Source organism: Nitrosococcus halophilus Nc 4 (assembly GCF_000024725.1).
GTDB classification, from domain to species: domain Bacteria; phylum Pseudomonadota; class Gammaproteobacteria; order Nitrosococcales; family Nitrosococcaceae; genus Nitrosococcus; species Nitrosococcus halophilus.
This window is the reverse complement of the sequence record NC_013960.1, coordinates 1,705,778-1,727,544: the sequence shown is the minus strand read 5'-3', so window position 1 is coordinate 1,727,544 and position 21,767 is coordinate 1,705,778. Positions and strand designations below refer to the sequence as shown.

Here is a 21,767-nt window from a genome sequence, read left to right as displayed (position 1 = left end):
GCATGGATATAGCTTCTACAGTCCAATTCCAAATTTGCTCAGAACAAATACTGTGAGAAAGTAGCCGCCGACCGTAAGCCCTATGGACACAGCAAGGCTCAAGAAAAAGTTGACGCCGTGCTGCAAAAGAAAGGGAAGGCTTACAAACAGGATCAGTGAGGGGAGCGTCAACCAAAAGATGCTGCTGGCCAACTCTGCCACCTTCTTAGCATTATGAGTATCAATGTATAGCCAAATCATCCCCAGGACTGATACGAGAGGAATCGATGCCAGCACTGCCCCAAAAAGAGAACTGCGCTTGCCGATCTCTGCAATCGCTACCACAAGAAGGCTGGTAATCATCAGTTTTATGAGGGAATATAGCAATGAAGTGTCTACCGGAAGGTATTTGCTTGCAAAAGACGGATTGCTGGAGAGTTTTTTTAAAACGTATTGGGAAAAAAATCACGCCTGCTCTGGAAACAACCTCAGATGGTCCTCAGCGCAAACAAGGAGAAACTGACCTGTATTTTTGCTTAGGATTGTAATGGCCCTCCCTGGCCTTGAGCTCTCTTCCTTTTCTGTCTAGAGAAGACTAGCGCGTACTACCGGCGATAAAACCACCATGGGGAACATCCAGTCCATCTCCCGGGCCGAAAACTTTCACCACTTCGTCGGTCATAGTATCGATCTTGATGATGTAGTGGGAAACATAGCTCGTCACATACACAGAATCTTCTCCCGGGGTCACCCCAATTCCATGGGCAACTGTAAAGTCATCAGGTAAGCCTTCCACCGGATCCAATCCCGGCTTAAAGCGTTTTATAAATTTTGGTTCATGGATATCGCTGATATCGAACACGGAGACAGAACCACCATCAAGGCTGCCGAAAGAGCCATCCAAGGAATCTTCTTCGGCTAAATAAAGCTTGCCGCCGGCAACCCCTAAATCCGATGGGGAAAGAAAGACGCCCGCTTCATCAGCGGAAAACGCCGTGTCAATAATTTGCTTGGCAGTGCCTTCCCACACATCCAAAAGCCATACACTCGGTCCAATGATCTCAGCGCCCGGTGGGGTCAGGGAAGTGGGCCACAACTGCATACTCGCCGTAAGCGCATAGCGATTGTCTAACCAAACCGTATAATGGGTAAAGGCGGCATGGGCAAACTTATCGCCTAATTGAATGGACCCCCGATGGCGAAGATTGCCCGTCTCCTTGTTGGCTTCATAAACATCGATTTTATCGTTATCATAAAAATAGCCTGTGCCAAGACCTATAGTTCCCGAAGGATTGAAATTCACCCCATGAGTCTGGCGACTAACTTGTCCGAAGTTTTGGAAATCGGTCGCGGCAAACTCATGGGTTTGAGTATTCATCACCCATATCCGCTGGTCGGTCCATTGAGTAATATAAGTATAATTAGAATGGGGCAGGAACGTGGGACCATGGGCCTGCGTAAAGTCTGCTAGTACCCAGCCGGCAATCGGCTGACTGGGGTCCACCTCTCTCACAGGGGGAAAAACTGCCGGGCGGCGCGGCGGCGCCAAAGTCAACGTATTAATAATCTCCACATCAGCCCAAAGCATGTCCCAATCAATATCTTTCACTTCAAGAACAACCACGGAGGCGGGTACAGGTGGGTTAGCGGATGGGTCAGCATCAATACTGAGATAGACAGTCTTGCCATCGGGAGAAACCCAAGTATGCTCACAATGGCCGCCAGGATAACCTTCAAGATTTTCCAAGGGAACCAGGACAAGCCTATCCATCTTGGTGTGAATCAAACCTAATTTTACATCTCCAATATTGCAAAACGTAAAAAGATTGGCAAGCTTTTCGGCCGCCATCGTACTTGATGCCACCGTCATACCAGCGATCAGTATGAATAGTGAAAGCCATTTACTTTTACTTAATAATCTCTCTTGGTTGGCGTTCTCTTTCTGGTCGTATCCTCGATGCTTATTCAATGTTATTAATGGCATATGTTGCCTCTCCTCTTGGGATCTCAATCAATTTTTGAATATGCCTATGGTAGGCCTACAACGAGCCAATAATATTTTTACCGCTAGAGGTTTATCTCGGCTTTATCTTATTGAGTGTCATCATGGTGGTGTTGGTCTTCGTCATTTTCTTCTACGGTAGCCGAAACCGTGATGGTATTAAAACCACTCAGAGGCGCAGGGCTGTTATTGATTACCACAATGTCCGTGATTTCTGATGGAATGCTATCTTTGCCTGCCTCGATGCTAAGATGAAACACACACTGTTTTATATCACCAATTCCTGTATTTTCTAAGGTTGGTGCAACTAGCTCTCCGCCAGCGACGCCTACTAGCAAGGAGATATTGTCTGGTTGAGTTCCACCCTGCCCACATACAGCAGTTGAATCAGTTAATGCAATATGCGCACGGACTATTTTATTAGGCGTAGTATCAATATAAGGAAAAAGTGCTCCTCCTCTCAGACCCTTCAATATCGTGGTTTCAGAAATTAAAATTTTTTCTTTTTCATGGGCTAATACAGGTGTGTTAAATATTCCAAAAAGAAGAAATAAAGCTGCCGTAAAAATTCCTAAATGCGTTTTGTTATCCATAAGCCCTCCTTAATTAGTTATTGTCGATTATCGTAATTTAAATAGATATCCACGGATAAACCCGTGGTCATATGAGTTCGCCGCTACCTCGCAGCGATTACAACTCCTCACGGAATTGACCTAAATCCCAGCATCTCTGCTGTTTTATGTAACATTTAATTGCATTCATCCACGGGTAAGCCCGTGGTGTTTTGTCTTACGACCCCATAAATTCACAAATTGAGTGTGTCGCCCACATTGGCCTCGATCCGTGGTCCAGGCACTTGGCCGTTATAAGCCCAGACGGTGGTCATTACGCCAGGCAGAACTTCTACCTCCGTCTCTTGCGCTGTGAGATAGACCTCAACAATGTTCGGATCCGGATTTACATCCGTGGCCGCTTCCACCCTGAGCCGTTGGTCCCAACCCACGGGGTTTTCGTTGTTAACACCAGCGCTGGAAACAGTACTAGTAAAACTAAACATGCCTATCCACAATATCCCCCTCAGGAAGCGTTCTTTCATCTCTTTTTTTTCCTCCCTTGCCTGGGCACACTCCTGCTTATTTGTTTTATCCAAAATTTTTTCATTTTTAAAAAATTTTTATACTTTTGGTTAGTTTAAACCCAGATAAAAGCATAGTGATTCCACCAAAACTTAAATAGTAAATTTTCTTCGCGGTGTCGAGGTTTTTATATAGAGAAACAAAAAATATTTTGACTTTGTTTCATGGATTTAACATATAGCGAATATAGGTTTATGTATTCAATGATAACGAAGTGAGGCTATGGAGATTTGAAGGCTTGAATATCCCAAATTCTTTTAATTAGGCATATCACTCGACTTCAATAGATAATTAGATAATTTTGTTTACTTTAATGCGTTAGAGCTAATCTTTTTTGGCACTAAAGAAAATCGATCTTATCTTTAATATAGTTTCAAACCAAAGCAATTAACTTTCGCCTGAACTTCTAGAGTAATATTTTCTTGAACTTCTTTTTAATCTCTTCTATACAAGTTTTAATAACAATTATATTTCAATAAATATAAAAATTTTGTCGAGATATTTAAAAGCATGACTAAATTAGTAAAATCAATAACTCGCTTATGGAGTGGGACCCAAGCGATCACAGTTGCCATTTTACTAACAACTTTTTCAGTGCCAGGCTTGGCGCAAGCCACTGGACAAGAAGGGAATACTGCACCGCAGGTTGTAGAGAATGTGGAATCACTTCTGGATGAAGCCGCTCGCTACCACGGTCAAACCGTCACCGTAGCAGGTAAAATCAAAAAAAGCCTTGCTTCCCAGACCCCACGCACCTTTACGCTGGAAAGCGGTGGCTTTTTCAATGATGAGATCGTCGTCGTGATCCCGACGAGTTTAATTGAAAGCGGTCTCACGGTAGAGACTGAGTCTGAAGTGGCGGTTACCGGAACAGTTTACCCCATTAACCTGGAGGCTATTCAACGTAAATATAGCAAGGACCTGGATATCGGTACGGAAGTTAAACTCGAAATCATGGATGCCTTTCTTATCGCCGACCATATCGAGCGCAGAAAAGCAGCATCAACAACTAGCGATCCCTGAGGTTTAAACTCAATCCATTACACAAGCAGGGAATAAACCTCAGAGTGCAAAATACTAAAGCACTTCTAAACAATGCTCGGAGACTAGTTTTTTTCCAAAATCCACTTTTCACCTTCCGCGAAACCTTTCCTGAACCTGCAAGATCACCCCATAAAACACCGGCAATACCAACAGGTTCATGATCATGACGCTGACCAAGCCACCCACCATGGGGGGCGGCAATTCGTTGCATGGTCTCGGCTCCGGTGCCCGAGCTCCACATGATAGGCAAGAGACCGGCGATGGTGGAAAAATCAGCCATGAAGACAGGACGTACCCGGCCCATCGTCCCCGCATAAGCCGCCGACATGATCTCCTTGGACGACAAGCGCAGAACCTTGGAGGAAGGAGGCGCATTTTCTCCCTCCTGGCGCTTTTTTAGCTTGGCTTGACGGCGCTGGGCCAGTTCCTGGTCGATAAAGGTCAATTTTAGCACCGCCGTTTCAGCCCCCATACCCGCCAAGGCAATGAATCCCACCGCTACCGCTACAGACAGATTGAAATCTAGCCAATACAGCAACCAGAAACCACCGATGAGGTTGAAGGGAATAAAGCCCATCACGAGCAGCGGTTCAGTAATACTGCGGAAGTTAAGGTACAGCAGCAAAAAAATTATCAACAGGGTCAACGGCACCACAATCTGCAACCGCTCGGCCGCCCGCGCCATGTACTCATACTGACCCGACCAACTCAAAGTGTAGCCGGGTGGGATATCAACTTCCCGCTGCACCACCTCCTTGGCTTTAGCCACATAGCCCCCCACATCCGAGGATTTGATATCCACATACACCCAGGCATTAGGCCGGGAGTTCTCGCTCTTGATCACAGGCGGACCTCGATGTAACCGGAGATCAGCCACTTGAGACAAAGGGATTTGGGTGCCGGTGGGGGTGGGGATCAAAGTTCGTTTCAGTTGGGTCAGATTGTCGCGCAGCTCCCGGGGATAGCGCAGATTCACCGGATAACGTTCCAGCCCCTCTACGGTTTCCGTCACCTTCATGCCACCAATGGCGGTCTGGATCACATCTTGTACATCCCCCATAGTCAGCCCATAGCGGGCCGCCTCCTCGCGAGAAATCTCGAAATCCAAGTAGTAGCCCCCGGCGGCTTTATCCCCGAAAGCGGATAAGGTCTCCGGAAGCCCCTTCAGCGTCCGCTCGATGTCGCCGGCCACCTGTTCCAACACCGCCAGATCCGGTCCGTTCACCTTGATCCCCACAGGGGTTTTGATCCCCGTAGACAGCATATCAATCCGGGTTTTGATGGGCATGGTCCAGGCGTTGGTAATCCCTGGAAACTGGATAGCGGCATCCATTTCATCCATCAATTCTTTGGTCGTTTTGCTGGGATCCGGCCATTCTTCCTTGGGCTTGAGCTGCACTGTGGTCTCAAACATGGAAAGGGGCGCCGGATCGGTGGCGGTCTCCGCCCGCCCCGCTTTGCCGAAGACACGATGGACCTCGGGAAAAGTGCTCAAGATCTTATCAGTCTGCTGCAACACCTCCTTGGCTTTGGTGATGGAGATGCCCGGATAGGCGCTAGGCATGTAAAGAATATCCCCTTCATCCAGGGGCGGCATGAACTCACTGCCGGTTTTAGCTACTGGATAAAGGGTCGCTCCAAGTAAAATAAAAGCAATAACCAGTGTAGTTTTGTGAAAACGCAAAGCCTGACGGACTGCCGGCGCAAACAGGAAATGCAGGAGACGATTAGCCGGGTTTTTTTTCTCCGGCAGGATCTTGCCCCGAATGAAATACCCCATCAGCAAGGGAACCAAAGTAATGGCAAGAACTGCCCCGGCCGCCATGGTATAAGTCGCGGTGAAGGCCAGGGGCTTAAACATCCTGCCTTCCTGAGCTTCGAGGGTGAAGATGGCCAAATAAGACACGGTCATGATGGCCAGGGAGAAAAATAGCGCCGGCCCCACCTCTTTGGCGGCGACCTCTACTGTCGCCCAGCGCTCATGGCGGGTCAGGGGGCTACCTTTGTCCCGGGCGGCGCGCTCCAGATGCTTATGGGCATTTTCAATCATCACGACAGCGGCATCCACCATGGCCCCGATGGTAATGGCAATGCCCCCCAAAGACATGATGTTAGCGTTGAGTCCCTGCCCTTTCATGATAATAAAGGCGATGAGGACCGCCATAGGCAAAGCCAAAATGGCCACCAAAGAAGAACGGAGATGGAATAGAAAGAGCCCAAGGACGAGGCTGACGATGATCACCTCCTGAAGGAGGGTCTCCTGGAGACTGTCCACCGCCCGCTCGATAAGCGCACCCCGATCGTACACGGGTACGATTTCCACCCCTTCCGGCAACGCCTGCTTTAATTGCTCCAGCTTGGCCCGCACCCGCTGGATAGTGGCCAGGGCATTTTCCCCATAACGCATGACCACCACCCCACCGGCCACTTCCCCTTCCCCATTGAGTTCGGCCAGGCCGCGGCGCAACTCAGGCCCTAAGTGGACATGGGCCACATCTGCGATACGGATAGGCGTGCCTTGCCTATCCACCCCCACCGGGATGTTGTTGATATCTTCAATGGACTGGATATAGCCTAGACCGCGAACCATATATTCGGTCTCAGCCATTTCCACTAGGCGTCCGCCCACATCCTTATTGGAGCGTTGGATGGCCTGCTTCACCTTGGAGAGGGGGATGTGGTAAGCCAGCAAGGCGTTAGGGTCCACCTCCACCTGATACTGCTTGACAAATCCCCCGATGGAGGCCACTTCAGCCACGCCTGGGACCGTCTGTAGCGGATAGCGCAGATACCAGTCCTGGATGGTGCGCAATTGGGCCAGATCGTGTTTTCCACTCCGATCCACCAAAGCATACTCGTAGACCCAGCCTACCCCCGTGGCATCGGGCCCTAAAGAAGGATTGATTCCCGCCGGGAGCCTGCCGCGGACATAGTTGAGGTACTCCAGCACCCGGGAACGGGCCCAGTACATGTCGGTGCCATCTTCGAAGATGATGTAGACAAAAGAAAGGCCGAAGAAGGAATACCCCCGCACCACCTTGGCATAGGGCACCGCCAACATGGCGGTAGTCAGGGGATACGTGACCTGATCTTCCACCACCTGGGGCGCCTGCCCCGGATATTCGGTAAACACAATCACCTGGACATCGGAAAGGTCCGGGATCGCATCCAGGGGGGTGTTTTTTAGGGTCCAGAGACCCACGGCCACCAGCAGCAGCGCGGCAATCAGCACCAGAAACTTATTCCGGAAGGAGGCATCGATAATAAACTTAATCATCTTACCTCCTAGGGGGCTGAATGGGTCTGGGGGGTATGCTTATCCCTGGCAGGTCCTTCCTTTATCCCGGGGTCATTTTTGTCGGCGCTCTGTTCCTGCTTTTCGGCGGTTATCGCCCCTAATTTGGGTTCTTTCATTTTGGCGGTAGCCTCCCGCAGCTTGGACTCGGAGTCGATGAGAAACTGACTGGAGGTCACCACCTCCTCACCGGGTTTGAGTCCCTCCAAAATTTCGGTGAAACCCTCGGCGGAGACCCCAATCTTCACCTCCCGGGGTTCAAATTTGCCGGGCCCACGCACGACGAACACCTGCTCCCGGGTGCCGGAGCGGACAATGGCCGCCTCCGGCACCACCACTGCATCCACCTGCTTGCTGGCATGAATGGTCACATTGGCAAACATCTCCGGCTTCAGCAGTAGATCAGAATTATCAAATTCCAGACGCAATTGGACAGTGCGGGTTTGTTTCTCTAGGTAGGGATAAATATAAGCGACCGTACCGTGAAAAATTCGACCGGGAACGGCAGCGACACGCATCTCGGCCTCATCCCCCACCTTGACCCAAGGCAATTCATATTCATAAACATCCACATAAACCCACACCTGGCAAAGATCGGCTAGTACATAGAGCTCCGTTTGGGGCGTCACATATTGGCCTTCACGGGCGCCAATGTTGAGCACCACTCCATGGAAAGGGGAATGGATGTGCAGATTTTTTTGGATCTTTTCAACCTGTTCCAGCTCGCGGATCTGATGTTCCGGCACATCCAATAATTGGAGCCGTTCCCGGGCGCTCTGGACCAATTCCTCCGCCCCTTGACGAATATCCGGGTAAGGACTCGCCTTAAGGGTCTCCAAATTACGCAGGGCGAGGAGATATTCCTGCTGGGTGGCCACCAGTTGCGGCGAATAGAGGCTGAGCAACCGCTCATTTTTTTGTACCTTGGCGCCTGTTTCGTCAACAAACAGTTTCTCGATCCAGCCCTCGGTTTTAGGATGGGGCCGTGCCAGGAGTTCTTCATCGTAATCGACCCGCCCGACCGCCCGTATGATACGGGTTAGGGTGCGGCGCTCCGCAGTGGCGGTCCGCACCCCAATATTCTGCACGGTGACCGGGTCGATCTTCACCATGCCCGCAGGCCCTTTGCCGCGCTCTTCTTCGTCTGGGTAAACGGGGACGTAATCCATTCCCATGGTATCCTTGGCCGGAACCGGTGAGGTAATTTCCGGATTCATCGGATGGCGGTAAAAGAGCGGTTGTTTAGCTGGTTTCTCCGAGGCCGGCACTGCCCTCTTCAGCGCCCACTGGGTAGCGACCCAATAACCGCCGCCCGCCCCCACCGCCAGAGCGATTAAGGAGACCAGTGCGATAATCATCGCCGTCTGTTTACTCATCTAATCTGTTCCTCACCAATGGCGGCGCTTAAAGCCGCTAGGGCCTGGTAAGCCTCAGCTAACACCTTCCAGTACTCGGTTTCGAAGTTGTAGAGGGTGATCTGGGCACTGACCAAATTCAAAAAATCCACCTTGTTCACCTGGAACCCGGCCAGCATGGAGGCCACTGTTTGCCGCGCCTGGGGGATAATCCCCGTTTTGAACAGGAGAAACTGCTCCCGGGCTTGCCGGTAGTCGGCCAGGGCGGTAGAGATTTCCCGGCGTACTTGCTGCCGCCTATCTTGAAAGGCGAAGATTTGTTGGAGCACTTCACTTGAACGCTGGTCCACGGCCTTGGCTTGCTTGCGGCCGAAATAAAGAGGCACCTTCATGCTGAGCATGAAGGTGGCAAAATCGGCACGGGGCTCTCGGCGCAAAGGGTCATCTCCGCTGCGAAAGCCATAGGCCGCGCCCAGCTTAAAGTCGGGGAAATAATCTTTTTGGGCTAAATCCAAACGTTCACGGGCGGCTTCAACCCGCTGTTCCTCAGCCGCGAGCAAAGGCCGATTTTTCTCTGCCTGGCGTTGCCAGGTTTCCTCCGGCGCAAGGGGTTGTAATTCGGTTTCCACCCCCCGAGGAAGACGCAGCTTACTATCTGTCGGCCAGTTCAAGAGGGCATTCAGACGCGCTTCCCCGGTACGGCGCAAGGCCGTGAGCCGCACTTCCAGATCCAAGAGTTTGGACAATTCCACCTGGGCCAGCAGGACATCCTGTTGCAGACCCTGCCCCACCCGATACTTGGTTTGAGCAATTTCCACAAACTGGCGCATTAATTCCTGGTTACGCTTCACTGTTTCCAAGGCTTGGTCCAAATAGAACAAATTCCACCAGGTCTGCTTCACATCACGCGTAAGCAGCAACCGCATCTCACGCACATCATGGCGGGCAGCCGCAGCTTCATATTCCGCCGCACTCTGCCGCAACCCAAGCTTACCGGGGAAGGGAAACTCCTGGCTGATCCCAACTTGCAACTGGGTCATGGCCTCCTGACTGCGATCGAAGGTATCAACCGGGAGATTCAAGGCATTGAAACTGATGACCGGATCAGGCAGGGTCCCCACCTGGGAGGGAATGGCGGCCATGGCCTCAGCCCGGGTCCGCATCTCTGCAAGGCCTGGATTGTCCTGGAGTGCCGTCTCTATGGCGGTTTGCAAACCCAACTCCCTCTCCGCTCCCTCCCTCCCAAGGACTGCAGCGGGTTCTTCACTCATGCGCTGGGAGGGACTCGGGATATCCGAAGAATGCCCGCCGGAGGCATGCCAAGGAGGAGGCGTATCCTCCATCCCTTTGAAGGCGGGTAAATTTGATTCTGCTAAAGCTACTATTGAAAAGGCCCACAACCCACCTGCCCCGGCATATAGAAACACCCACTTACTGAATGTATTTGCCATTAAATAGGCTAAAAATTTTTTAATCTTAAACATCTCCTTATTTCCTGGAAGTGCACTGATCCTATACGGATATTGGCCCACCCGACTGATTCGCCGGGAGCGAATCGGGACCTCCGGAGGAGGCCCTCAGGGGGCGTGCCAGGGAAGGCGCGCATCAATGTGGCAGCAGATGGGCCAGCACACATTCAGGCTAGAGCTCCTAGGACCCCGTATTCTCAAAACTTTAACGGTTCACCGCAGGGGTGGGTAAGGCCTCACCCTTTACGCCCCGGTAGGAATCAATTTCTCAAGCAAAAATAGGGGGTCTGAAGGGGGGAAACGGCTGGAATTGGGAGAAGAGGACTCCGGGAGGCAGCGCCCATGGGGTGATCACCCTCTTGGAGGACACCATAAAACCTTGAGGAAGAGACCATAGGGGATGGTTACATTGGAAGTGATGACTAAGACACCTCACACTTTCCTTACAGGACCCCTTCCCTAAGGGCATTTTGTTAGGACAAAAGGATTTTTCGCTGACTAAAGTAGCTTGCTGAATCCCATCAATAAAAGGGCTGTTTGCTCCCCCTTGCGGAGTCTCATTGGCACAAATAGCAGACGAAACTCCTGCTGGCACAAGGGCCATATAAATCGCCAGCAGAATGAAGGGAAATTGGGCGATGCGGTATGGCATGCCTTCTCTATTCAGTAATCAGCTAAAAATATCGAAGGGATAAACCCGGCCATCAAATTAAGCGTTCCTGCACCATTATAGCTCATTAGGGCTTTCCGAACCGTCAAAAATGGGGGCCCGAAGGCCCCCGTTGTAGTCCTGTTCGGTGGTTGGAACAGGCATTTTCTCAATTGACTGAGCCTCTTAGGCTCAATGACTCTTGTGCACTTACCATACCAGCTTTGGATAGGATTTCTGCTAAGGATTTTAACTTCTTGATTCAAATATTAAAGATATTTTAACTAGCCCCCTGTAGGCTTTAGGGCTTGGACGGCTTGATAAAACGGAAATGTAGGCAAACACCAACATGGCCATACCTCTTGTTGGCCTCTAGGGAACAAGCCCTACCCAAACCACACGGGCTACCGGATTATTAAGATCGAGCCGAATTGCTTCAGGCCTCTTTTCCGACCTCACCATCAAATCTTGCGCTCTAACTCATCGAAACCCGTCTCCGCTGGCGGATGTTCCTCTGCCCAAGCTATTGCCTCATCAAGATCAGCCTTTGCCTGCGACGTGTGCAACCACGGGATTACCTCTTGAGCAGATAAATCAGGCGGCATGCGCAGTACTCGAATGGATTGCCGCAAAACACTGAGGGAGGAACTGAGGAACAGAACGGCAATCATCCCGCCGACGATAATATCCGGCCAGCGTGAGGCAAGCAAGAAACTGCCGCCAGCGGCCGCCAATACTCCGATATTGGCAATCAAGTCATTTCGCGAGCACAGCCAAGTGGAACTCATGTTGAGATTATCATCCCGATGGCGGTAGAGCAGGGAAAAACAAACAAGATTTGCCGCAAGCGCCATCGCACCGACGATGCCCATCGTCTCCACGCCCGGCATGATCGGATGAAACACCTTATAGAAGGCTTCGACCAACACGCCAAGGCCAAAAGCAAGCATGAAGATTCCCTTCACCAAAGCCGCACTCGCCTGCCAGCGTGCCGAGCGAGCCACGACAAACAGACTGAACCCGTACACCAGCGCATCGCCCAGCATGTCTAGGGCATCGGCAAGCAATGACGTGGAGTGAGCAATAAGACCCGCCGTACCTTCGATAAGAAACATGACCGCATTAATAATGAGCACGACCCACAGCACACGTCCGTGACGTTCGCGCATAACGGTGATCTCACAGCTTTTATCTTCACAGCAATTTGCCATGGAATACTCCTCTGTTGTCCAGGTATACCTTCAGCCTTAATATGTCAGCCATGAACACCCTATCTCTCATAAGTTTCTCGACAAAAGTTTTGAGGTATTAGAGCGAGGGGATGGTGTGGAGCCAGGGGACAGGGATGTCCCTACAAACCCTTTTTTCAGGGAGGAAAAACGGGTTTGCAAAGCACTACCCCCTCGCTCCTAAACATCCCCCATATTTTATTCATAGATACTTAATCCTTCTTATGGAATAGCCGGTAAAGCACCGGCAGCACCAGGAGAGTCAACAGAGTAGAGGAAATAATCCCCCCGATTACCACCGTAGCCAAGGGCCGTTGCACTTCCGCGCCCGTGCTGGTGGCCAGGGCCATGGGCACAAAGCCCAGGGCATCCGTCACAGCGGTCATGAACACGGGGCGTAGGCGGGTGAGGGCCCCTTGGCGAATGGCCTCTTCCAGGGCCAAGCCCTGACCGCGCAACAAACGGATGAATGTGATCATCACCAAGCCATTGAGCACCGCTATCCCGGAGAGGGCAATAAACCCTACCCCAGCAGAGATGGACAGAGGGATTTCCCGCAACCACAGGCCCAACACTCCACCAGTGAGGGCAAAGGGCACGCCGGTAAAGACCAGCAAGCCATCTTTGAGGTTACCGAAGGTGCTATAGAGAAAAATAAAGATGAGCAACAGGGCGATGGGGACCACCAGGGAAAGGCGCTCCGCCGCCTCCCTCATCAGTTCGAATTGCCCTCCCCAATCCAACCAATAGCCCGGAGGGATTTTGACCTGGACCTGGATTTTAGCCTGGGCTTCCGCCACCACAGAACCCAGGTCCCGACCACGGACATTGAAGGTAGTCGTCACCCGGCGCTTGCTATCCTCCCGGCTAATTTGGTTAGGACCCGGACGAACTTGCACCTCAGCGACCGTACTCAGGGGAATATAAGAGGGCGCCGCAGCCTGGGCGGCGACAACCCTACCCTCATGGTCTGGGGGAAGCAGGATAGGCAAACGCCTTAAGGCCTCCACATCCACCCGATATTGCTCCGGCAGGCGCACCACCAAATCGAAGCGGCGATCCCCTTGGTAGACTTTGCCGGTGGCCACCCCCCCCATGGCCGCCTCCACAATTCTCTGAATATCGGCCACATTGAGCCCATAGCGAGCCAACTCCGGTCGTTTTATGTTCACGGTGAGCACTGGCAGGCCCGTGACCTGCTCTACCCGCACATCGGTGGCTCCCGGCACGGTTCTGAGGACAGTCGCGATCTGTTCCGCCGTCTCCAGCAAAACCGACCTATCATCGCCAAAGACCTTGACCGCCACATCGGCTTTGACCCCGGAAAGCAACTCATTAAAACGGAGCTCAATGGGCTGAGTAAACTCATAATTGGCGCCGGGAAGCCGGGCGATCCGCTGGGACATGGCCTCGATGAGATCTTCCTTGGGCCGGTCCGGGTCGGGCCATTCCTCCTGGGGCTTAAGCATAATATAGGTATCGCTGATATTGGGGCCCATGACATCCGTGGCCACCTCCGCCGTCCCAATCCGGGCCGCGACCGTTTCTACTTCTGGAAAAGTGTTGAGGGCCTGTTCCACCTCCTTTTGCATGGCAATGGACTGATTGAGGCCAGTGCCTGGAGTGCGCAAAACCTGGAGAGCGATATCCCCTTCATCCAGGCTGGGCACAAACTCCGTGCCCAAGCGGGTCGCCAGCAATCCGCTCAAGGCTACGATGACCACGGCAGAGGTCACCATCAAGGTGCGGTGATGCAAAGCAAAGTTAAGGATGGGGAGATAGGCTTTTCTAGCCCATCTCATAAAGAGATTTTCCTTTTCCGAAACCCGCCTGCCGATAAACAAAGCTACAGCGGCTGGGACGAAAGTAATGGAAAGAATCATGGCGCCGAGCAGCGCCATAATGACCGTTTGAGCCATGGGGTGGAACATTTTGCCCTCTACCCCGGAGAGGGCGAAAATGGGAACGTAGACCACCATAATGATCATCTGCCCGAACAGAATGGCCCGGCGGGCTTCTTCGGAAGATTCATAGACCACCTTGAGGCGCTCAGCCAGAGTCAAGGGGCGCTGCAATCGCCTTTGAGCCTCCGCCAGATGGCGCACGCTATTCTCCACAATGACTACTGCGCCATCCACGATGATGCCAAAATCGATGGCTCCTAAGCTCAGCAGGTTGGCGCTCACGCCCGTCTCTACCATCCCGGTAATGGCAAACAGCATAGACAGGGGAATCACCATGGCGGTGATGAGGGCCGCTCGGATATTGCCTAGTAGGAAAAACAGCACGGCGATGACCAGGGCGGCCCCTTCCACTAGATTGTTTCGTACCGTGACGATAGCCTTGTCCACCAAGTTGGTTCGGTCGTAGAAGGGCTTGGCTTCCACCCCTTCCGGCAGGGAACGGTTGGCCTCATGTAGCTTCTCCCCTACTGCCTGGGCCACGCTGCGACTGTTTTCTCCCATGAGCATAAAAGCAGTACCCAGCACGGTTTCCTGGCCATCTTTGGTGGCCCCGCCCGTGCGCAGCTCTTTGCCCAATAAAACCTTCGCTACGTCATTGACGATAATGGGGACTCCCTGATGGGTCCCCACGCGAATGTTGCGGATTTCTTCCAGCGTATAGACCCGACCCGGGACCCGGACCAGCAACTGCTCCCCGTGGCGCTCGATGTAGCCAGCGCCCTTCATTTGGTTATTTTCCACCAGGGCCGTAATGAGATCTTGAAAGCTCAACCCATAGGCCATCAGCTTTTCGGGACTCGGGGTGACATGGTATTGCTTCTTGTAACCGCCAATGCTGTTGACTTCCGTCACCCCAGGGAGCGTGAGAAGTTGGGGACGAATGACCCAATCCAACAAAGTGCGCAAATAAGTACTGGTCACGGGGGTGCCGTCCGGCTGGCGCGCCTCGGGTTCAGCTTCCATGGTCCAGAGCACAATTTCCCCCAGCCCTGTGGCCACAGGCCCCATCTGGGGTTCAATTCCTGAGGGAAGCTCACCCTTGACCTGCTGGATACGCTCGCTGATCTGCTGGCGAGCAAAATAGATATCCGTGCCTTCCTCGAAGATCACGGTCACCTGGGAGAGCCCGTATTTGGAAATCGAACGGGTCTCCTTGAGCTGGGGAGCCCCCAACATGGCCAACTCTACCGGAAAGGTGATCAGCTGCTCCGTCTCCAGGGGCGAGTAGCCGGGCGCGGCGGTATTGATCTGGACCTGGATATTGGTGATATCGGGGACCGCATCGATGGGAAGGCGTTGGAAGTTGTAAACCCCCAGCAGGATCAAACCCAAAGTAGCCAGCATCACCAATCGGCGATGTTCAATAGAAAATCTTAATAAACGTTCAAACACGGCTTCCCTTCCTGAATTAATGCTGATGGGTGGCGGCGGATTTACCGAGCTCGGATTTGAGCACGAAGCTGTTGCTGGCGACGTAGCGCTCGCCCGCCGAGAGTCCCTGGCGCACCTCCACCCATTGGCCCTTTCCTCTGCCTAGTACCACCGACCGGGGTTCGAAAAAATTTCCGTGCTGGACGAAGACTACCGGGCGATCCTGATAGGTTTGGACCGCCTCGGCAATCACCGCCACCGGAACCTTGTTTTCCTCCAACACCACCTCCACGGTGATGAACATCCCCGGACGCCAGCGCCCTTGGGGGTTGGGAATCTCCACATAGGCTTTGGCCGAACGGGTCTGCTGCCCCACTAACGGTCCCATATAAAACACCTTGCCCTCTGTGGAAAGCGCCATATCGGTCGCTTTCAACGTTACTTCCTGGCCTGGCTGAATCTGGTTTAAGTCTTTGCTATAGACGGTAATCTCACCCCAGACAGTCGCCAGATCGGCGATGGTATAGACTTTCGCCTCGGCGGTAACGGCCTCCCCCAGCGCCAGGTGTTTTTCCACCACCTCCCCGGCGAAGGGAGCCTCCAATTCATAACGGCTGAAAAGGGCTGCAGACTCCGAACCCATGGCCTGTAAATCCGCCTTGGAGAAGCTCAGAGCATGGAGCTTTTGAGCGGCGGCATCCACCAGAACCTGGGCCTCGGCCAGATTTTTCTTAGCCACGAGGTAGTCCTGCTCGGCGGAGACCTTTTCTTTCCACAGGCGTTCCTCCCGCACAAAGATCTCCTGAGCCAGCTCCAGCCCCTTAAGGGCAATCAAGTACTGGCTTTTCAAATCTGCCAACTCCCGGCTTTCCAGCACCGCCAGGATATCGCCATCCTTCACCTTGTCGCCCAGAAACCTACGTACCTCAATGACTACTCCTTTAACTCGAGGCACTACATGGGCTACCCGCCGAGGGTTGTACTGAATTTCGCCAGGAAAGGACAGGGTCGTTTTAATAAAAGCGGGACCGGCCACTTTGATACCGATCCCCGCCTCTTCAATGGCTCCCGGCTTCAGCTCGATTCTCTCTTCCTTTCCCTCTCTCTCATGACCCCCATGTTTTTCATGCTCAGCTTTATGATCTCCATGGACTTCCTGTTCAGCATGCCCATTAGGTAATTCTTCTTTCTCATGGAGGATAAGCCAGGCCAGAACAAGCCCGACCAAAACCACACTAAGTGCAGTAAATATACTTTTACTTTTCATCGTCCAAAGCTTAAATGTTGAAAAATCTTCATCGCTTATGAAACGTCCACAGATAGCGGACACAAGACAGCGCCTCAACGCACCCCCTTTAGGCGAGTGCGGCGCAAGAAAACAGCGATAAGGATTTAATTCAGAAGGACGACGCTACGAAGGGCAATCAGTCTAGAATCAACAATCGGGGGAGCAGGGGGAAAAACCGGGGTGGCTATCGCTTTAGGGAAGAGAATAATAGCGATGACTAGTATCGCCACCGCAAGCCCTTCATCGAGCAAAGGCTTTTGCGGCCCGCTCAATGGCTTGTGGGCGCCATGATCCCCGTTAACCACGGGCAGATCGAGGCAAGGACGTTCCTCTAATTTTAGCCCATGAGTATGAGCACCCCCTTTCGTGGGGGATACCTCATTGGGATGGGGCAAGGCATGTTCATGATCAGCAGGCTCCACCGCCACATGGCCGTCTGCCCCAAAACAAAGCACAAAAGCAGAGGCCTCATGGTGGCTTAAACCGAAATGTCCCAGCACCGCGACGATAAGCCACAGGCTAAGCCATCCTTTTAAGCGGCGGAAACGATACATTGATTTTGCTTAAGGAATATTATCTCGAATTGCCGATAGAGATTAGCCACGCCAGTGTAGTAAAGTCCGAAAACAACCGTCAACGGGCATCTACCTGATAAAATTTAACGGCATGACCTCTATCGCCTACTATGTAGCAGCAGCCCTTGCTGAAATCGGCGGTTGCTTTGCTTTCTGGGCCTGGCTCCGACTCGGAAAATCGGTGGGATGGCTGGTTCCCGGCATGGGTAGCCTGGCCCTATTTGCCTTCCTGTTGACCCGCATTGACAGCGATTTTGCTGGCCGTGCCTACGCAGCGTATGGGGGTGTCTATATTGCCGCCTCGCTGGCATGGCTCTGGGTCATCGAGAAGCAACAGCCGGATCAGTGGGATCTCCTAGGGGCCATGATCTGCCTCATCGGCGCCGCCCTTATCCTCTGGGGGCCGCGCGGCTAATTAAAGAATCTCGGCAAAAATTGTGAGGAAAGCGCGGTTGGTTTCGCGTGGCTCAACCGCCCCTTTGAGCCGACAAGTAGCGTGCGCTGTGCGCACGAAGAGGCCAGAAAAATCAACCCCTCAAAACTTTCGCCGGGGAACTAATAAATCTCACGAATCCTCATTGGACAGCGCTTCGATAATGGGACAATTCGGCACTGTTCCTCCCTCGCACCGGGAGGAGATTTCCTTTAACGTTCTTTCCAGCTTCCCCAGATCGGCGATTTTCTTTCGCACCTCGGCCAAATGCCCCTCGGTCAACGCCTTAACCTCACCGCAGGTGTAGATGCGCGCCCCCCCTGGCGCGCCCCCTTCGGGCCTCCTTTGGAGGTCCCGATTCGCTCCCGGCGAATCGGGACCTCCACCCTCAACCAGCCCCAACAGCGCCCGGATTTCCTCCAAGGAAAAACCCAATTCCCGGCTGCGCCGGATGAAGAACAGCCGTTTCCGATGCTCCTGACGGTAAAGCCGATGTCCGCCTTCGCTGCGGGGCGGTTCCGGCATGAGACCGCTGCGCTCGTAATAGCGGATGGTCTCGATATTGACGCCGGTCTGCCGGGACAAGCTCCCAATGGTCAACTCTTCCTGCTTTCCGCCCATTTTGAAAAAATCCCTTGAACCTGTAGTCGCTACAGGTATTAGCATGATTATAGGCTAAAACTCAAAGAGGTGAAAAAATGAGTACGAAATCCCTGCCGAAAATTCTGGGGAATGAGACTCCGGCTCCGGAGCAAACTAAGAGGCAAAACAGATTACTGGTCACCGGTAGCTTGGTCGGCGCAGTGCTGGCCTCCTCCTGCTGCATTCTGCCCCTGCTGCTCCTGACCCTGGGGGTCAGCGGTGCCTGGATCAGTCATCTCACGGTGCTTGCACCCTATCAGCCCTTCTTTCTGGTGGCCACCTTTGGCTTTTTGGGAGCCGGATTCTGGAAGGTGTACTGGAAGCCTAAAGTTCGCTGTGAGGAAGGGTCTTACTGCGCTAGCCCCACTTCTGACCGGGTGCTGAAAACCGCGCTATGGATAGCTACGGCGCTGGTGCTGACAACGCTGGGCATCAATTTTCTTGGGCCCTTATTCCTGTAAGGAGGGAAAACAATGAAACACGGGGTTATTGTGCTGGTTTTTATGGTCGGTTTGCTGAGTACTGCCGGGGCCTGGGCGGGTGAAAAGACCGTCACCCTTGAGGTAGAGAACATGACCTGCGCCCTCTGCCCGGTCACGGTTCGCAAGGCCCTAGAAGCCCTAGACGGGGTGCAGAAGGTGGAAATCTCCCTTGCTAATAAAACCGCGAGGGTGACATTCGAGGACGAAAAGACGACTCTTTCCGCCCTGACGGCGGCAACCACCCATGCAGGCTATCCGTCTCGTCTTTCCCGGGAGAAAGCCCATGAATAACCGGCAACTCCTGCGTACCGGAATCATCGGCTCAATCATTGCGGCTATTTGCTGCTTTACGCCGGTGCTGGTGCTGCTGCTCGGAGCGCTGGGCCTCGCAGCCTGGGTAGGCTGGCTTGATTATGTCCTGTTTCCGGCGCTGGCTTTCTTTCTTGGGCTTACGGCCTACGCCTTTTGGCGGCAGCGGCGGAGCGCCGCGGAGTGCTGTGAACCCGAGAACTCTACTCCAAGGAAATCCCCATGACCGATACGCCGGGAGCGAATCGGGACCTCCGAAGGAGGCCCCCAGGGGGCGCGCCAGGGCAGGCGCGCATCAATAATTGCTGCGAGAAAAAGGAAGGCAATGATATCGCGGTGGTGGGTAGCGGTGGGGCGGCCATGGCTGGGACACTCAAGGCCGTCGAACGGGGGGCGCGGGTCACACTGATCGAGCGCGGCGTCATGGGCGGCACCTGCGTCAATGTGGGCTGCGTGCCGTCCAAGATCATGATTCGCGCGGCTCACATCGCCCAGCTACGCCGGCAAAGCCCGTTTGACGACGGTATCCCGGCAGCACCGCCGGCGATCCTGCGCGAACGGCTGCTGGCCCAGCAGCAGGGGCGCGTAGAGGAATTGCGGCAGGCCAAGTACGAAAGCATTTTAGATGACAACCCGGCCATTACCGTGCTGCACGGCGAAGCTCGATTCAAGAATGATCGTCGTCTCACTGTGCGTCTAAATGACGGCGGCGAGCGCGAGGTGACCTTCGACCGCTGCCTGATCGCCACTGGGGCGAGCCCCACCATCCCGCCCATTCCCGGCCTGAAAGACACGCCCTACTGGACCTCTACCGAGGCCCTCGCAAGCGACAGAATACCGGAGCGCCTAACCGTGATCGGCTCCTCGGTGGTCGCCGCGGAGCTGGCCCAAGCCTTCGCCCGGCTGGGCAGCCGAGTGACGATCCTGGCGCGCAGCACCTTATTTTTCCGCGAAGACCCGGCCATCGGGGAAGCGCTCACGGCGGCTCTCCGTGCCGAAGGCATCGAAGTGCTGGAGCACACCCAGGCCAGTCAGGTGACCCAAGGGGACGGAGAACTCCTGCTCACCACCAGGCACGGCTCGCTGGGCGCCGACAAACTGTTGGTCGCCACTGGCCGGGCGCCCAATACGGGCGACTTGGGACTGGAAACCGCGGGTGTGGCCGTCAATGGGCAGGGCGCCATCGTCGTTGACGCCGGGATGCGCACCAGCAACCCACATATCTACGCTGCCGGTGACTGCACCGACCAGCCGCAATTCGTCTATGTGGCGGCGGCGGCCGGCACCCGCGCGGCGGTTAACATGACCGGCGGTGAAGCCGCCCTCGATCTGACCGCCATGCCGGCGGTGGTGTTCACCGATCCGCAGGTCGCCACCGTAGGCTACAGCGAAGCGGAAGCACACCACGATGGCATTGAGACCGACAGCCGCCTGCTTACGCTAGACAACGTGCCGCGGGCGCTCGTTAACTTCGATACCCGTGGCTTCATCAAGCTGGTCATCGAGGAAGGCAGCCGGCGGCTGATTGGCGTGCAGGCCGTGACTCCAGAAGCAGGCGAACTCATCCAGGCAGCGGCACTGGCCATCCGGACGCGGATGACTGTGGAGGAACTGGCCGACCAGTTGTTTCCCTACCTGACCATGGTCGAGGGGTTGAAGCTTGCGGCGCAAACTTTCACCAAGGACGTGAAGCAACTGTCCTGCTGCGCCGGGTGAGGCAAAGGAGGTATTCGATGGCTGCCGCCGCACATCCTTGCGCTGAGGAGAAAACTCAGATAGATTTGCGGCAGAAAGTAACCGGGCACTTGCGAAGTTACATCACGAGTTGGCAGTGGAAATTGAGCAAAAGGATTAATCCAGCAACAGGGAAGCACTCAGTTTAGGCAGATTGCCGTGGATTACCTTTTACCGCAGTAGTGACCGCCAGACCCTGGTCTTAGTGATCTTGGATCTCCACATGGCCCCTCGCGGCTCATGCAGTCCAGCATCGATCCCCGATTGGGTCAGATCTCAGTACTGGGAATCATCGGCGCTTGCTCGGGATCATGATTACCCATAGACTTAGCGCATGAGTTCATTTCGCAGCCTTCTATTGCGCCGGCTGGTGGCAGCGATCTTCCTGCTCATGGGCTTAATCACCCAATCCCAGGAAATCTTTGCCTGCCCGTTCATGGACGACAAGCCCCGCTTTGTCTGTTGCTGCGGTCAGCCAGTGGCGGATGGCTGCGAAATGAAAGGCGGATGCGGCGCCTCCGAGAGCCACACCGGGACGGATTGTTGCCAGGTCAGCGTGGCCCAATTAGCAGGCCTCCACGCCCCCTCGCCCGCCTCCTCCCAGCTACTCGTAATGCTGTTGGACGGCCCTCAACCTCCCCCTGGCATTCTTCCCCCCGCCGCAATTGTGGTGGCTTTACCTAGGCTGCTTCTCACTGCGCCCCCTATCCCCCCTTTCTCTTCCGGGTTCCCTGGGACTCGCACTTACCTTTTCACCCGCCGTTTGCGTAATTAAAAAACTCCGGTCCCTTATTTAGCTAGGCGCAGAATC

At 53.8% G+C, this 21,767-nt stretch carries 18 protein-coding genes and 1 pseudogene; 7 read left to right on the top strand and 12 right to left on the bottom strand.

Annotated features, from left to right (window positions below; all coding sequences use genetic code 11):
* Nucleotides 1-15: 15 nt before the first annotated feature.
* The 4 genes from NHAL_RS08225 to NHAL_RS08210 all read right to left on the bottom strand — a co-directional run bounded on the left by NHAL_RS08225 (nt 16) and on the right by NHAL_RS08210 (nt 3,077).
* A complete protein-coding gene (locus tag NHAL_RS08225; RefSeq protein WP_041354774.1) occupies nt 16-366 on the bottom strand; it encodes a DUF3147 family protein in 351 nt (116 codons plus the stop codon).
* A gap of 208 nt (nt 367-574) precedes the next feature.
* Nucleotides 575-1,750 (bottom strand): YncE family protein, encoded by a 1,176-nt coding sequence (locus tag NHAL_RS08220; protein WP_162010825.1) that lies wholly within the window; start codon nt 1,748-1,750, stop codon nt 575-577.
* A 320-nt stretch (nt 1,751-2,070) separates the two neighbouring features.
* Entirely contained in the window at nt 2,071-2,574 is a 504-nt protein-coding gene (locus NHAL_RS08215; RefSeq protein ID WP_013032707.1) for a hypothetical protein, read from the bottom strand.
* 212 nt (nt 2,575-2,786) lie between these two features.
* Entirely contained in the window at nt 2,787-3,077 is a 291-nt protein-coding gene (locus tag NHAL_RS08210) for a multicopper oxidase domain-containing protein (RefSeq protein WP_013032706.1), read from the bottom strand.
* Between the two features lie 550 nt (nt 3,078-3,627).
* Here NHAL_RS08210 and NHAL_RS08205 point away from each other — a divergent pair.
* Nucleotides 3,628-4,140, top strand: coding sequence for a hypothetical protein (locus NHAL_RS08205; RefSeq protein ID WP_013032705.1), 513 nt, complete (start codon nt 3,628-3,630; stop codon nt 4,138-4,140).
* 108 nt (nt 4,141-4,248) lie between these two features.
* Here NHAL_RS08205 and NHAL_RS08200 read toward each other — a convergent pair.
* The 7 genes and pseudogenes from NHAL_RS08200 to NHAL_RS08165 form a co-directional block, all read right to left on the bottom strand.
* Nucleotides 4,249-7,438, bottom strand: a pseudogene (locus NHAL_RS08200) (efflux RND transporter permease subunit).
* An 8-nt stretch (nt 7,439-7,446) separates the two neighbouring features.
* Nucleotides 7,447-8,832: an efflux RND transporter periplasmic adaptor subunit gene (locus NHAL_RS08195; RefSeq protein ID WP_013032703.1), complete on the bottom strand. Its 1,386-nt coding sequence runs from the start codon at nt 8,830-8,832 to the stop codon at nt 7,447-7,449.
* Nucleotides 8,829-10,295, bottom strand: a complete 1,467-nt coding sequence (locus NHAL_RS08190) for a TolC family protein (protein WP_013032702.1) — start codon at nt 10,293-10,295, stop codon at nt 8,829-8,831. Before NHAL_RS08190 ends, NHAL_RS08195 begins: the two co-directional genes overlap by 4 nt.
* Before the next feature lie 1,095 nt (nt 10,296-11,390).
* On the bottom strand, nt 11,391-12,140 hold the full coding sequence (locus tag NHAL_RS08180) for a cation diffusion facilitator family transporter (protein WP_013032700.1): 750 nt from the start codon (nt 12,138-12,140) through the stop codon (nt 11,391-11,393).
* Between the two features lie 230 nt (nt 12,141-12,370).
* The gene (locus tag NHAL_RS08175; RefSeq protein ID WP_013032699.1) at nt 12,371-15,514 is read right to left on the bottom strand and encodes an efflux RND transporter permease subunit; all 3,144 of its coding nucleotides are present in this window, start codon (nt 15,512-15,514) and stop codon (nt 12,371-12,373) included.
* Between the two features lie 16 nt (nt 15,515-15,530).
* A complete protein-coding gene (locus tag NHAL_RS08170) occupies nt 15,531-16,760 on the bottom strand; it encodes an efflux RND transporter periplasmic adaptor subunit (protein ID WP_041354770.1) in 1,230 nt (409 codons plus the stop codon).
* Nucleotides 16,761-16,885: 125 nt separating this feature from the next.
* The gene (locus NHAL_RS08165) at nt 16,886-17,335 is read right to left on the bottom strand and encodes a hypothetical protein (RefSeq protein ID WP_013032697.1); all 450 of its coding nucleotides are present in this window, start codon (nt 17,333-17,335) and stop codon (nt 16,886-16,888) included.
* A gap of 112 nt (nt 17,336-17,447) precedes the next feature.
* Between NHAL_RS08165 and NHAL_RS08160 the strand changes: the two genes are divergently transcribed.
* Entirely contained in the window at nt 17,448-17,771 is a 324-nt protein-coding gene (locus NHAL_RS08160) for a YnfA family protein (RefSeq protein ID WP_013032696.1), read from the top strand.
* A 150-nt stretch (nt 17,772-17,921) separates the two neighbouring features.
* Here the strand turns inward: NHAL_RS08160 and NHAL_RS08155 are convergent, their stop codons facing one another.
* Complete coding sequence (locus tag NHAL_RS08155) at nt 17,922-18,410, bottom strand: MerR family transcriptional regulator (protein ID WP_013032695.1); 489 nt, start codon at nt 18,408-18,410, stop codon at nt 17,922-17,924.
* A 77-nt stretch (nt 18,411-18,487) separates the two neighbouring features.
* Between NHAL_RS08155 and NHAL_RS08150 the strand changes: the two genes are divergently transcribed.
* The 5 genes from NHAL_RS08150 to NHAL_RS08130 all read left to right on the top strand — a co-directional run bounded on the left by NHAL_RS08150 (nt 18,488) and on the right by NHAL_RS08130 (nt 21,731).
* Nucleotides 18,488-18,892, top strand: a complete 405-nt coding sequence (locus NHAL_RS08150) for a mercuric transporter MerT family protein (protein ID WP_013032694.1) — start codon at nt 18,488-18,490, stop codon at nt 18,890-18,892.
* A 12-nt stretch (nt 18,893-18,904) separates the two neighbouring features.
* A complete protein-coding gene (merP, locus tag NHAL_RS08145) occupies nt 18,905-19,204 on the top strand; it encodes a mercury resistance system periplasmic binding protein MerP (RefSeq protein ID WP_013032693.1) in 300 nt (99 codons plus the stop codon).
* Nucleotides 19,197-19,448, top strand: coding sequence for a mercury resistance system transport protein MerF (merF, locus tag NHAL_RS08140; RefSeq protein WP_013032692.1), 252 nt, complete (start codon nt 19,197-19,199; stop codon nt 19,446-19,448). The genes merP and merF overlap by 8 nt, the downstream gene beginning before the upstream one ends.
* Nucleotides 19,445-20,938, top strand: a complete 1,494-nt coding sequence (merA, locus tag NHAL_RS08135) for a mercury(II) reductase (protein ID WP_013032691.1) — start codon at nt 19,445-19,447, stop codon at nt 20,936-20,938. The genes merF and merA overlap by 4 nt, the downstream gene beginning before the upstream one ends.
* Before the next feature lie 352 nt (nt 20,939-21,290).
* Nucleotides 21,291-21,731 carry a hypothetical protein gene (locus NHAL_RS08130; RefSeq protein ID WP_013032690.1) on the top strand — a complete coding sequence of 147 codons (441 nt, stop codon included), beginning with the start codon at nt 21,291-21,293 and terminating at the stop codon, nt 21,729-21,731.
* Nucleotides 21,732-21,767 lie beyond the last annotated feature (36 nt).